An 11898-nucleotide genomic window follows, 5' to 3' on the forward strand; every position below is an offset into this window, starting at 1 on the left:
CCTTAACTGATCGGCATTACGGCATATTGCCGGCGTCTTTTTATTTATTGGCTCAAGGTGAGCCCATTGCCGTCAGCCCCCAGGCGCAGCAGCTTGCCCGGTACTACCCGGCCGGAGAGGATGGCCTGGGCGAGCGGGTTCTCGACCTTCTGCTGGATGGCGCGCTTGAGGGGGCGCGCCCCGTAGACAGGGTCGAAGCCGGCATGGGCGAGGCGACTGAGCAGCTCCTCGCTGACCTCCACCTGGAACCCCTGCTGCTCGAGACGGGCCACCAACCCCTTGAGCTGGATGCGGGCGATGGACTTGATGTGATCCTCGCCATCACAGGTGACGAGGATCGCCTGCAGTACGACTGGCACAAGGACCAGCTGGCCGCTCTGATGCCGCAAACCATCGGCGGCGGCATCGGCCAATCCCGTCTGAGCATGTTGCTGCAAAAAGAGTACATAGGTCAGGTTCAGGTCGGCGTCTGGCCGGCCGAGATGAAAGCCGCCGTGCAAGGCATGTTGTAGCGAATGAATGGCATGCAGGTACGACCGCCGCCGGCATGGCAACAGGCAAGTGGCCGTTGGAGTTGAGCGAGCGCATCTCCGACAGCGGCCTTGTTTCGCCATTGGAGGTTTGCCCCTGCGACCCGCTCAACCCACGTCGGCTCGCTTCACTACATTCCTCCCGGCAATCTTCGGATTGCCGTTTTTTTACGCCGAAAATCGGTATTCAAAGCCGGCCCCGATCTGGCACTGGCGTGGCAGATCTGCCTTCCTGCTGCCGGTGCAGTGGCAGGCAAACAGCTTCTCCACCGCCTCTTCCTGCAGATAGGCGCCGAGTGCCGCCGCCCGCTGAGGACCGGAAAACTTCAGATGCAGGCCGCCGATGACGGCGTGGATCCGCTCATCGCCACACACCTCCCTGGCCCGTTCGATGATGTTCTCGGTCCCGGCGTGACCACAACCGATAAAGACTATCAGCCCCTGTTCACTCCTGTAGGCCAGCGCGGAATCGTCGCTGATAAGGTCTTTTTCAACCCGTCCGTCCCGCATTATGTAGCCAAGCAGCGAGGGGGCGGCCCGCTCGCGCCGCGCTATGCTGCCGAGGAACACCAGACGCTCCGAGAGCCACACCGGCTCGGCCGAGCAGTGGGGGAGCAAGCCTCTGGCTGCCAGCGACTCCCGCTCCAGCGCTCCCGACAGGCGATAGAAGTTTCGCCGCCAGAAGGGAAGCGGCAGGAAGTAGCCCCGCTCGCAGAACACGTCCGGACAGGCGATGAGAGGAATGGGGGTCGGATAGACGGGCAGTGAGCCTACCCCGCCCACATGGTCGTAGTGACCGTGAGAGAGCACCACATGGGTGAGCGAGGCGAGATCGATCCCCATCACGGCGGCGTTGTGGCGCAGCGCCCGGCCACGGCCACTGTCGAACAGCACCCTGAGGCCGTCGCACTCCAGCAGCAGCGACAGCCCCTTTTCGGGCAGACAGCCAGGTAGATGGACATCGTCATCCACCAGTACGGAAAAGGTGAGCATTCAATTCCCCCTCAAAAAGACGCAGGCTTGGGGCCTGCGTCTTTATCAGCGATCCAGTTATTGGGTCAAGGTGAGCCCATTGCCGTCAGCCCCCAGGCGCAGCAGCTTGCCCGGTACTACCCGGCCGGAGAGGATGGCCTGGGCGAGCGGGTTCTCGACCTTCTGCTGGATGGCGCGCTTGAGGGGGCGCGCCCCGTAGACAGGGTCGAAGCCGGCGTGGGCGAGGCGACTGAGCAGTTCCTCGCTGACCTCCACCTGGAACCCCTGCTGCTCGAGACGGGCCACCAACCCCTTGAGCTGGATGCGGGCGATGGACTTGATGTGATCCTCGCCGAGGGGGTGGAATACGACGGTCTCGTCGATCCGGTTGATGAACTCGGGGCGGAAGCTGCGCCCGAGCACCTCCATCAACAGGGCCTTCATCTCGTCGTAGTCCTTCTCGCTGTGGTGCTCCTGGATGAGATCCGACCCCAGGTTGGAGGTCATGATGACGACCGTGTTGCGAAAATCGACCGTGCGACCCTGGCCGTCGGTGAGGCGGCCATCATCCAGCACCTGCAGCAGTATGTTGAACACATCCGGGTGGGCCTTCTCCACCTCATCGAGCAGGATCACCGAGTAGGGGCGGCGGCGTACCGCTTCGGTCAGATAACCCCCCTCCTCATACCCCACGTAGCCGGGAGGCGCCCCCACCAGGCGGGCCACGCTGTGCTTCTCCATAAACTCCGACATGTCGATGCGCACCATGGCGTCCTGGGTGTCGAACAGGAACTCGGCCAGCGCCTTGCACAGCTCGGTCTTGCCCACCCCGGTCGGTCCCAGGAACAGGAAGGAGCCGATGGGGCGGTTCGGATCGGAGAGGCCGGCGCGGGAGCGGCGGATGGCGTTGGAGACGGCGTCGACCGCCTCGTTCTGGCCGATCACCCGGCTATGGAGCTGATCCTCCATGCGCAGCAGCTTCTCTTTTTCGCTCTCGAGCATGCGAGCGACCGGGATGCCGGTCCAGCGGGCCAGCACATCGGCGATCTCCACATCGGTGACCCGGTTGCGCAGCAGGCTGGTCTCCTGCATCTCGGCCTGGGTGGCGAGATCGAGCTGCTTCTCCAGCTCGGGGATGCGGCCGTACTGCAGCTCGGACATGCGGGCCAGATCACCGGCTCGGCGTGCCACATCGAGATCCTGGCGGGCCTGCTCGAGAGCCGCCTTGATGTGCTGGGTGCCGGCCAGGGCGGCTTTCTCGGCCTTCCACACCTCGTCCAACTCGTTGTATTCACGATCCTTTTCGCCCAGCTCCTGGTTGATGAGCTCCAGTCGCTTGCGACTGGCATCGTCAGACTCCTTCATCAGGGCCTGCTGCTCGAGTTTCAGCTGGATGATGCGCCGCTCCAGGCGATCGAGGGCCTCGGGCTTGGAGTCGATCTGCAGACGGATGCTGGCGGCCGCCTCGTCGATGAGGTCGATGGCCTTGTCCGGCAGCTGGCGATCGGCGATGTAGCGGTGCGACAGCTGGGCCGCCGCCACGATGGCGGGATCGGTGATCTGTACGTGGTGGTGCAGCTCATAGCGTTCTTTCAGGCCGCGCAGGATGGCGATGGTGTCCTCCACCGTCGGCTCCTCGACCAGCACCTTCTGGAAGCGGCGCTCCAGGGCGGCGTCTTTTTCCACATACTGGCGGTACTCGTCCAGGGTGGTGGCGCCGACGCAGTGCAGCTCACCGCGTGCCAGAGCAGGCTTGAGCATGTTCCCGGCATCCATGGCCCCCTCGCCCTTGCCGGCGCCGACCATGGTATGCAGCTCGTCGACGAAGAGGATGACGTTGCCCTCCTCCTTGGCGAGATCGCTGAGCACCGCCTTGAGACGCTCCTCGAACTCGCCCCGGTACTTGGCTCCGGCCACCAGGGCGCCCATGTCGAGGGACAGGACCCGCTTGTTCTTGAGCCCCTCCGGCACTTCGCCGTTGACGATGCGCTGGGCCAGCCCCTCGACGATGGCGGTCTTGCCGACGCCGGGCTCACCGATGAGCACAGGGTTATTCTTCGTGCGACGTTGCAGCACCTGGATGGTGCGGCGAATTTCGTCATCGCGACCGATCACCGGATCCAGCTTGCCGAGCTCGGCCCGCTCGGTCAGGTCGATGGTGTACTTCTCGAGGGCCTGGCGGTTCTCCTCGGCGTTGGCGTCGTCTACCTTCTTGCCGCCGCGTACCTTGTCGATGGCCTCTTCCAGCTTCTCCTTGCTGAGCCCCTGGCCACGCAGTACCTCACCAAGGTTGCCCTTGTCGTCGAGGGCGGCCAGCACGAACAGCTCGGAAGAGATGAACTGATCCTTGCGCTGCTGGGCCAGCTTGTCGCAGACGTTGAGCAGGCGGCCAAGGGCCTGGGAGAGTTGCACGTCGCCGTCCACACCGCTGATGCGGGGCAGGCGATCGAGCTCTTCACCCAGGCGAGAGCGCAGGGCATTGACGTCCAGCCCGGTCAGGGTGAGCAGTGGACGGATGGAGCCACCATCCTGATTGAGCAGGGCTGTCATCAGGTGGACGGGTTCGATGAACTGGTGGTCACGACCCAGTGCGAGTGACTGGGCATCGGAGATGGCAAGCTGGAACTTGCTGGTGAGGCGATCAAGACGCATCGCATTCCCCTCTAAGAGACGCCGCCGTGCGGCAACAACAACTTTCTGAGAGCAAAGATGAGGGTCAGACGGGGGATTTCAAGGGGGCCACTGCCGTATTTTCACTCAGCAGCGGCAAGATCTCCTTACTCGAGCCAGATAAGGGAGGCCAGGCGACCGGTCTGGCCGTCGCGGCGATAGGAGTAGAAACGTCCGGGATCGCTCACGGTGCAGTGTTCGCCGCCATAGACGGCATTGACCCCGGCGCGAGTCAGACGCAGGCGGGCCAGGGCGTATATATCGGCCAGCCACTTGCCGGCGTTGGGGGAGGGCGTGAAGGCCGTTACCCCCTCGGCCTGATCGGCGAGGAAGGCATCGCGTACCTCGGGGCCCACCTCGAAGGCGTCCGGGCCGATGGCCGGGCCCAGCCAGGCCAGCACCTCGGCCGGATCGCAGCCCATGACCTTGAGGGTTGCCTCCAGTACGCCGGCGTGCAGACCGCGCCAGCCGGCGTGGGCGGCGGCCACCACTGTGCCGGCGCGATCGCAAAACAGCACCGGCAGGCAGTCGGCGGTCATCACGGCGCAGGGTTGACGGGCCTGACGGGCGCAGGCTGCGTCAGCCTCTGGCGCAGCGGTGAAGGGGGTGCCGGCCAGGTGCACCGCAGTGCCGTGTACCTGGGTCAGCCAGGGAATCGTGCCCGGGATGCTGGCCTCTTGTTGAAGCCGGGTGCGGTTGGCCAGCACTGTGGCCGGGTCGTCCCCTACGTGATCCCCCAGGTTGAGGCCGACAAACTGGCCTGCGCTCAGACCACCGGTGCGGGTGGTGGAGAGGGCGCGAACCCTGGCCGGGGCAGGCCAGTCGGGTTGAATAAAGGAAAGCGACATGAAGAGGCTCCGGTACGGTCGAGGTCATCGACCATAGCGGTTGCCAGGGGCGGGAGCAATAGAAAACGGGGCCCGTGAGGCCCCGTCGCGCAGTGTTGGCGGCTTACATCCAGACCAGATCGTCCGGGTTGGCCTCGGTGTCGGCGCGCAGCACCTCCATCAGGTCCACCATGTCCCGGGGAGTGGAGGAGTGCCACTGCATCATCTCACCTGTGATGGGGTGAGCCAGTTGCAGCATGGTGGCGTGCAGGGCCTGACGGCGGAAGCCGCGCAGGGCTTCGGTCAGCTCGGGGGTGGCGTTGCGCAGGGGACGCAGGCGGCCACCGTAGACGGGATCGCCCACCAGGGGGTGCTTGATATGAGCCATATGCACGCGGATTTGGTGAGTACGGCCGGTCTCCAGACGCAGACGCAACCGGGTGTGGCCACGGAACTTCTCGTGCACCCGGTAGTGGGTCACCGAGGGGCGTCCGTTCGGGATCACGGCCATGTGGGTACGCTGGGTCGGGTGGCGGCCGATGGGGGCATCGACGGTACCACCGGCGGTCATGTGACCGATGGCGATGGCCTCGTACTCCCGGGTGATCTGGCGTGCCTGCAGGTCTTCCACCAGATGGGTCTGGGCAGGTACCGTCTTGGCGATCACCATCAGGCCCGTGGTGTCCTTGTCCAGACGGTGCACGATGCCGGCGCGGGGCACCTCGGCGATGGTGGGGTAGCGGTGGAGCAGGGCGTTGAGCACGGTACCGTCCGGGGTACCGGCACCCGGGTGAACCACCAGACCGGCCGGCTTGTCGATGACCAGAATGTGCTCATCCTCGAAGACGATGTTCAGCTCGATATTCTGGGCGTCGAAGCGGGTGTCCTCTTCCAGCTCGGCACGGATGTGCACGCTCTGCCCGGCCAGAATCTTCTCGCGCGGGGTATTGGCAATCTGACCGTCCAGGGTCACTCTGTCCTGTAAAATCCACTCTTTGATGCGGGTCCGGGAGTAGTCCGGAAAGAGTTCGGCCAGGGCCTGGTCGAGGCGCTGCCCGAATTGGTGATCCTGGAATTCACCTGTCAGTTCAATATGCTGGCTCATCTAACGTCTCTAGAGCTGGGTTATCAATTCAAAAAGAATCCGGCTATTCTAGCTTTTCTTTTAGCCAAGCATAACGGATACTTTGCCAATTTCGTGGAAATGGACCGGATGTTGTTGATGGGAAAGAAGTCTCGCCTGCTGTTATCACTGGCTCTGGCCACTGTCATGGCCACGGGTTGTTCCAGCACCAAGCCCAAGGTTCCCGACGAGCCGCCCGAGGTTCTCTACCAGAAAGCCCGCCTCAAGCTGGACGCCGGTAACTACACCAACGCCGTCGAGTTGCTCGAGGCGCTCGATTCGCGCTACCCCTTCGGTGCCTACTCCACCCAGGTGCAGTTGGACCTCATCTATGCCTACTACAAGCAGGATGACAACGCCCAGGCGATCGCCAATATCGACCGCTTCATTCGTCTGAACCCGGCGCACAAGAACATCGACTACGTCTACTACATGCGTGGTCTCACCAATATGGCGGCCGACTACAACTTCTTCCAGGATCTGATGGGGATCGAGCGGGACGACAAGGATCCGGCTTATGCCCGCCAGGCCTTCCGTGACTTCAAGCTGCTCATTCAGAACTATCCCGACAGCCAGTATGCGGCCGATGCCCGTGCCCGCATGATCGGCCTGAAGAACCGCCTGGCCAAGTATGACCTGAGCGTTGCCGAGTATTACGTGCGTCGTGGTGCCCTGGTGGCCGCCGCCAACCGCGCCAAGCAGCTGGTGGAAGAGTTCCCGGATACCCCCCAGACCGAGCAGGCGCTGGAGATCATGGTCAAATCCTACGATCACCTCAAACTGCCGGAGATGGCGCGCCATGCCCGTGAGGTATTGGCCAAGAACTACCCGGATAACCGTCTCGGCCGCGGTTAAGCGTCCTTCCCGCTAAAAAAACCGGAGCTTATGCTCCGGTTTTTTTATTCCTGCAGTCCGGCCCTGGATTAGGAGGGCTTGGCCTGCTTGTTACGCATGATGTTGATGATCTCGATGTCGGTATCCAGCATCCCCTCCTTGGAGAGGCGCCCCAGGTTGGCAATGGTCTGATCCACGTCGTCGGCCACGATCCCCTCGCTCTGGGTCACCCTCAGGTTATTGATGGCGAGCAGGGAGGATTTGACCGCCGCCGAGGTGGAAGTCGAGACCTTCATGGAGCAGGCGCTGCCGGCGCCGTCGCAGATGATCCCCGAGACATCCCCGATCATGTTGTTGATGCAGTGGCTGATCTGCTCGTACTGGCCACCCAGCAACCAGGTGATGGCGGCACCGGAGCCCATGGCGGCGGTGCTGGCGGCACACAGGGCCGAGAGCTTGTTCTGATAGGTCTTGATGTAGATGGCGATGAGATGGCTCATTACCAGGGCGCGGGTGAGCTGCTCGTCGCTCGCCTGGAGGAAGCGGGCGGCGGCAACCACCGGCATGGTGGCGGCGATCCCCTGGTTGCCCGAGCCCGAGTTGGACATGGCCGGCAGCATGGCGCCATCCATCCGGGCGTCCGAGGCGGCAGAGGAGAGGCGCATGGCGAGCGTCATCAGGTCATCTGACAGCAGCTTGCGTTCCACCTGTTCGGTGAGGATCTTGCCGATGCGCAGCCCATAACCTTGCAGCCCTTCGTCGGCCAGCGCCTGGTTGAGTCGTGCCGCCTCCAGGATGAAGTCGATCTCGCCAAGGGGAACGCTTAAGGAGAAGTCGACGATCTCGCGCAGTGACATGGCGGGCTTGTCCGACTTGGCCGGCTGGATCTGTACCCCGGGAGCGCTGTCTTGCTGCAGCAGCACCTCACCATCCTTCTCCATCAAGATGATGCGGGTGTGATCGGTACAGATCACCACCCGGGCCGTGTGCCCTGCCGCCTGTGCCTCGACCTCGGCATAGAGGACGTCCGGCACATCTTTGACATCCACCGAGATGGTGGGCAGCAGGCTCTTGGCGTGTGCGACCTGCTTCGGAGTGAGCTGCTTGAGCACCTCGAGCCCCCCCTGCGGGTTGCCACCGACGGCCCCCACTGCGGCTGCCACCGGCAGACCGATCATGCCGGTGCCGGGCACCCCGACCCCCATGCCGTTTTTGAACAGGTTACCGCTCACCCAGACATTCATCTGTTCGGGCTCGGCCCCCAGCAGCTGGCGGCAGTTGGCAGCGGCCAGGGCCACCGACATGGGCTCGGTGCAGCCGAGTGCCGGCACCACTTCGCGTTTGAGCAGGGTAATAAAATCAGACCAGTGTTGCGTCATGGGGGGTGTTCTCTGTGTCGTGGCCGTCCTGATGCTTCGCCAGGGCAGCCTTGTGGTTGCGAATATGGAGGTAAATCGTATGCCGCGACAGGCCGAGCCTGTCGGCGACCTGTTGGGCGGCATCCTTGATGTCGAAGATGCCCTGATCGTAGAGGCGACAGACAATGGCCCGGTTGCGAGAGCCCGGTGTCAGATTGGGATCCTGATCGACCCGCGCCATTACCTGATCCACCAGATCCTCCACCGAGTGGGCGAAGGTCTCCTGCTGGGGAGCCTCATGGTGAACCGGTGTCAACGCGTGCAACAGCCCTGCCAGGGGAGCATCCAGACTGAAGTTGACGCACAGCATGCCGATCGCCTGCCCACTGCGCGAGCGCAGGGTGACCGAGGCCGACTTCATCAGCCCCCCTTCCCGGGTCCGGGTGAAGTAGCTGCTCCACGTCTCGCCCTCGAGCGCCGTGATGCGCGAAAGGGCGAAGTCGGTGACCGGAGCCCCCTTCTTGCGACCCGTGACATGGCCGTTGGCGATCTTGACCACCGAGGCGTGCAGGTGGTCGAAGGCGTGCAACACCACCTCACAGCCCGGACCAAACAGGGCGGCCAGGGCGTCGACCACAGGTTCGAAGCTGGCGATCAGGTGGTGCGCTTCCTCGTCGAGTGACGGGGTTACCGAGAGGGGATCAGGGGTGACTGGCATATCAACAAAAGTTTAGTTATTAAAATCGAGAGCCATGTTAAACGGCGATTTGAAGGGGTTCAATCCGCATTTTTAAGAAAGAGGGATAAAATACTCAACTTTTTGTAATGAGTCACAAGAGGAGGGCTGACTGGCTCTGTTGGATGGTTCTCGTACTGCTTCGATTAAAAAAAGTACGACATTTTGCTTGCGTTAGCACCAACGGTTAGCGCAGAATGCGCCCCGGCCCGTCAAGACGGCCCAGTTTGTGTTATCCCTGCCATACCCGCCGCCACGTTTGTCAGTTTTTCACAGCCCCGCAGTCTGAACAGGTCCGGCTCCCAAAGAGGAGTCATACCGAGCCATTCCTCCCTTGCGTTATTCCGCCATTGCGGATGAGGGATCCTGAACCACGCCACCCGGGTGCCAGCCAGAAGAGGAGTCATCAAAACCGATATATTATTGCGAGTAGTACCATGAAAAAGTTAATTACCCACAAGCCGTTGCGGCGTAGCAAGCCGCTTGAACTCCCCCCCGAGGAGCCGTTTGCCCAGGCCATACTGATCCGGTTTGGCACGGCCAGTTGCGGCGGATATGCCATCGAACTCGATGGTTGCCCGGGCGAGTTCTCCATCGACGATCTCCACTGATCATCCGGCGGGTCGCAGCTCACGGCGACCTCCCCCTTTCCCTGACATCTTTTGTCACAAAAAAGCGCAATTTTCACAAACGGTTCACCTGGTGCCGTGGCATGATGGTGCCCTGAAGTCATCGTTAGGGCTCAAGTGAGTTCTTGTTTCGTTGGATAAAAGGAAAACATCATGCTGAAAAACCTGCTGCTGCCCCTCGTTATCGGTGCCATCGCCCTGCCCGCCCTGGCAGGCGATCTCGAACAACCCATGAAGAAGATCGGCTTCAACTACAAGCAGGCACTCAAGGCCGATGATGCGGCCACCATGGAGAAGCACATCCAGGCGATGAAGAGTGAAGTCGAGGAGGCCAAGGGTCGTCAGATGCCGGCCGCCAAGAAGGAGAAGTTCCTGCAGGGTCTCAATGAGGTACAAACGGAGCTGGATGCCAGCCTGGCGGCACTGCAGGCCGGTGACGAGGCCAAGGCACGCCAGCACCTCTCCCGGGTCAATGATCTGAAGAAGGAGTATCACCAGTATGCCAAGCAGAAAGGATAACCACTTTCGCTGGGATCCCCTGGTACGCTTCGCGCACTGGGGGGTCGTCTTCTGCTGTGCGGCCAACCTCTGGTTCAACGAGCCGGGGGACCCGCTCCACGAGCGGCTCGGCTATCTGGCCATGGTGCTCATAGGGGTGCGTCTGGTGTGGGGCTTCACCTTCGCCGGCCCCCATGCCCGTTTGAAGAGCCTCTGGCCGAGCCTGGGCGAGCTGCGTCAGCAGCGTCAGGCGATGCGCGAGCGGCAGCCCCCGGCGGCGGGCCACCATGGCACCGGCAAACTGGCCGTGTGGGCCCTGTGGGGCACCATACTGGCCACGGCGTTTACCGGTTGGTTGCAAAACACCGAGCAGGGGTTTGTCTGGGGGGCCGACGAGTGGCATGAGTGGTGTACCTGGGCCCTGCAAGGATTGATCGCCCTGCATCTGGTGGCGATCTTGCTCACCTCCTGGCGCCAGCGCAGTAATCTTGTGCTGCGCATGCTGCCCGGCAAGGGGGTTCGCTAGCCTCCCGCGGAGCGGGGTGGTTGTGGCACACTGGGGGTCTGTCGAGCCCTTGGACCCTCACCATGCCCTTCTGCCCCTCTTGCGGTCACCCCTCTTTGCAGCGACTCGATGACAAGGAGTTGCGCTGCCCCTGCGGATTTCACTACTTCCAGAATGTGGCGGCCGCCGTCATGGTGGCGCTCTGCTGGCAGGATCGCGTGCTGGTGGCGGTGCGCGGACGCGAGCCGGGCAAGGGGTTGTGGGATCTGCCGGGTGGCTTCGTCGATCCGGACGAGTCGCTGGAGCAGGCGCTGCTCCGCGAGCTCGACGAGGAGACCGGTTGGCGCCCCCGGGGAATCTTGCCCCGCTATCTGGGCTCCTTTCCCAATACCTATCCCTATGACGGTATCGTCTACAAGACCTGCGACACCCTGTTTGCCCTTTCACTGCCCGAACCCCCTCCGGTGCAGGCGGCCGACGATGTGGCCGAGCTGCGCTGGGTCACCAGAGCCGAGCTGGTACCCGAGCGTTTCGCCTTCGAATCGACCCGCAGGGGGATTGCGCTGCTACTCTCCAGCATTGAGTCCGACTAGTTGATCTGCTGGCCCAGTGAGCGGCAGTGGCTTGCCAGCGCCGGGTCGGCGCTGGTTTGCCCCAGCAGGGTGAGCAGGCGTCTTATGGCCGGTCCGGGCAGTTGTGCCTCCAGCTCGCTGATGGCCAGGAAGAGGGCAAATTCCCGGGCCTCGGGAAAGCGTTTCATCCCCGCTTCCAGCACCCGGCGCGACTCGGGAAAGCGACCCAGTTGCCGCAGCACACACCCCAGAGCCAGTTGGGCGGCCCGCCACTCCTCACGGGGCAGGCCGATGGCGATCGCCTGGCGATAGTAGGATTCCGCCTCCGACTCCCGGCCGAGTTGCTCGCAGATGCCCGCCAACGTCTGGCAGACCCGGGCATCCTCTGGTTGGCCGCACAGGGCCTGTTTGCCAATGGTCAGGGCCAGATCCAGCTCCCCCTCGTGGCAGAGTCGCTCCATCTCGGCTCGCAGGGTCATGACCACCCCTCGGCCAGCATGGCAACGATGGCGGCGGCGGGGCCCGGGCGGCAGGCACAGAAGCCCTGGCCGGCCCAGAGCGGGCTGTAGTCATCCTCGCCTCTGGCCTCGGCGGCGGCGCGCAGGGGCGCCAGGGCCTGCGCCGCATGGGGGAAGGGGGGGGCC

General features: G+C 63.2%; 12 protein-coding genes and 2 pseudogenes. 6 read left to right on the forward strand and 8 right to left on the reverse strand.

The window, feature by feature from the left end:
- Positions 1 to 44: 44 nt before the first annotated feature.
- Positions 45 to 320 (reverse strand): annotated as a pseudogene (locus tag BN1133_RS20190) (type VI secretion system ATPase TssH); the annotation flags it as partial.
- Between BN1133_RS20190 and BN1133_RS20195 the strand changes: the two are divergent.
- A pseudogene (locus BN1133_RS20195) lies at positions 315 to 512 on the forward strand (aspartate--ammonia ligase); the annotation flags it as partial. The pseudogenes BN1133_RS20190 and BN1133_RS20195 overlap by 6 nt on opposite strands.
- Before the next feature lie 186 nt (positions 513 to 698).
- Here the strand turns inward: BN1133_RS20195 and BN1133_RS18365 are convergent.
- The 4 genes from BN1133_RS18365 to rluD form a co-directional block, all read right to left on the reverse strand.
- Positions 699 to 1523, reverse strand: a complete 825-nt coding sequence (locus BN1133_RS18365) for an MBL fold metallo-hydrolase (protein ID WP_050667893.1) — start codon at positions 1521 to 1523, stop codon at positions 699 to 701.
- 57 nt (positions 1524 to 1580) lie between these two features.
- On the reverse strand, positions 1581 to 4154 hold the full coding sequence (clpB, locus tag BN1133_RS18370; RefSeq protein WP_050667894.1) for an ATP-dependent chaperone ClpB: 2574 nt from the start codon (positions 4152 to 4154) through the stop codon (positions 1581 to 1583).
- 125 nt (positions 4155 to 4279) lie between these two features.
- Entirely contained in the window at positions 4280 to 5020 is a 741-nt protein-coding gene (gene pgeF, locus BN1133_RS18375) for a peptidoglycan editing factor PgeF (RefSeq protein ID WP_050667895.1), read from the reverse strand.
- Positions 5021 to 5123: 103 nt separating this feature from the next.
- Positions 5124 to 6104 carry a 23S rRNA pseudouridine(1911/1915/1917) synthase RluD gene (gene rluD, locus BN1133_RS18380; RefSeq protein WP_050667896.1) on the reverse strand — a complete coding sequence of 327 codons (981 nt, stop codon included), beginning with the start codon at positions 6102 to 6104 and terminating at the stop codon, positions 5124 to 5126.
- Positions 6105 to 6221: 117 nt separating this feature from the next.
- Between rluD and BN1133_RS18385 the strand changes: the two genes are divergently transcribed.
- Entirely contained in the window at positions 6222 to 6977 is a 756-nt protein-coding gene (locus BN1133_RS18385) for an outer membrane protein assembly factor BamD (protein ID WP_050667903.1), read from the forward strand.
- A 68-nt stretch (positions 6978 to 7045) separates the two neighbouring features.
- Here the strand turns inward: BN1133_RS18385 and BN1133_RS18390 are convergent, their stop codons facing one another.
- Together BN1133_RS18390 and BN1133_RS18395 are read right to left on the reverse strand one after the other, a co-directional pair.
- On the reverse strand, positions 7046 to 8335 hold the full coding sequence (locus tag BN1133_RS18390) for an L-cysteine desulfidase family protein (RefSeq protein WP_050667897.1): 1290 nt from the start codon (positions 8333 to 8335) through the stop codon (positions 7046 to 7048).
- Positions 8316 to 9032: a helix-turn-helix transcriptional regulator gene (locus BN1133_RS18395; protein WP_050667898.1), complete on the reverse strand. Its 717-nt coding sequence runs from the start codon at positions 9030 to 9032 to the stop codon at positions 8316 to 8318. Before BN1133_RS18395 ends, BN1133_RS18390 begins: the two co-directional genes overlap by 20 nt.
- A 455-nt stretch (positions 9033 to 9487) precedes the next feature.
- Between BN1133_RS18395 and BN1133_RS20375 the strand changes: the two genes are divergently transcribed.
- From BN1133_RS20375 to BN1133_RS18410, 4 genes are all read left to right on the forward strand, one after another.
- Positions 9488 to 9661 carry a hypothetical protein gene (locus tag BN1133_RS20375; protein WP_168929925.1) on the forward strand — a complete coding sequence of 58 codons (174 nt, stop codon included), beginning with the start codon at positions 9488 to 9490 and terminating at the stop codon, positions 9659 to 9661.
- A 171-nt stretch (positions 9662 to 9832) separates the two neighbouring features.
- A complete protein-coding gene (locus BN1133_RS18400) occupies positions 9833 to 10198 on the forward strand; it encodes a cytochrome b562 (protein ID WP_050667899.1) in 366 nt (121 codons plus the stop codon).
- Positions 10179 to 10703 carry a cytochrome b/b6 domain-containing protein gene (locus BN1133_RS18405; protein ID WP_050667900.1) on the forward strand — a complete coding sequence of 175 codons (525 nt, stop codon included), beginning with the start codon at positions 10179 to 10181 and terminating at the stop codon, positions 10701 to 10703. Before BN1133_RS18400 ends, BN1133_RS18405 begins: the two co-directional genes overlap by 20 nt.
- A gap of 62 nt (positions 10704 to 10765) precedes the next feature.
- Positions 10766 to 11275, forward strand: a complete 510-nt coding sequence (locus tag BN1133_RS18410; protein ID WP_050667901.1) for an NUDIX hydrolase — start codon at positions 10766 to 10768, stop codon at positions 11273 to 11275.
- Here BN1133_RS18410 and BN1133_RS18415 read toward each other — a convergent pair.
- A complete protein-coding gene (locus tag BN1133_RS18415) occupies positions 11272 to 11733 on the reverse strand; it encodes a tetratricopeptide repeat protein (protein WP_050667902.1) in 462 nt (153 codons plus the stop codon). The genes BN1133_RS18410 and BN1133_RS18415 overlap by 4 nt on opposite strands.
- Positions 11734 to 11898: the final 165 nt, after the last annotated feature.

Origin of the sequence: Aeromonas schubertii, assembly GCF_000820105.1 — a bacterium.
GTDB classification, from domain to species: Bacteria; Pseudomonadota; Gammaproteobacteria; order Enterobacterales; family Aeromonadaceae; genus Aeromonas; species Aeromonas schubertii.

Excerpts from the sequence above, each read along its gene's own strand:
- BN1133_RS18365 (WP_050667893.1), bottom strand. The coding sequence starts at position 1,523 with ATGCTCACCTTTTCCGTACTGGTGGATGACGATGTCCATCTACCTGGC.
- clpB (WP_050667894.1), bottom strand. The coding sequence starts at position 4,154 with ATGCGTCTTGATCGCCTCACCAGCAAGTTCCAGCTTGCCATCTCCGAT.
- pgeF (WP_050667895.1), bottom strand. The coding sequence starts at position 5,020 with ATGTCGCTTTCCTTTATTCAACCCGACTGGCCTGCCCCGGCCAGGGTT.
- rluD (WP_050667896.1), bottom strand. The coding sequence starts at position 6,104 with ATGAGCCAGCATATTGAACTGACAGGTGAATTCCAGGATCACCAATTC.
- BN1133_RS18385 (WP_050667903.1), top strand. The coding sequence starts at position 6,222 with ATGGGAAAGAAGTCTCGCCTGCTGTTATCACTGGCTCTGGCCACTGTC.
- BN1133_RS18390 (WP_050667897.1), bottom strand. The coding sequence starts at position 8,335 with ATGACGCAACACTGGTCTGATTTTATTACCCTGCTCAAACGCGAAGTG.
- BN1133_RS18395 (WP_050667898.1), bottom strand. The coding sequence starts at position 9,032 with ATGCCAGTCACCCCTGATCCCCTCTCGGTAACCCCGTCACTCGACGAG.
- BN1133_RS20375 (WP_168929925.1), top strand. The coding sequence starts at position 9,488 with ATGAAAAAGTTAATTACCCACAAGCCGTTGCGGCGTAGCAAGCCGCTT.
- BN1133_RS18400 (WP_050667899.1), top strand. The coding sequence starts at position 9,833 with ATGCTGAAAAACCTGCTGCTGCCCCTCGTTATCGGTGCCATCGCCCTG.
- BN1133_RS18405 (WP_050667900.1), top strand. The coding sequence starts at position 10,179 with ATGCCAAGCAGAAAGGATAACCACTTTCGCTGGGATCCCCTGGTACGC.
- BN1133_RS18410 (WP_050667901.1), top strand. The coding sequence starts at position 10,766 with ATGCCCTTCTGCCCCTCTTGCGGTCACCCCTCTTTGCAGCGACTCGAT.
- BN1133_RS18415 (WP_050667902.1), bottom strand. The coding sequence starts at position 11,733 with ATGACCCTGCGAGCCGAGATGGAGCGACTCTGCCACGAGGGGGAGCTG.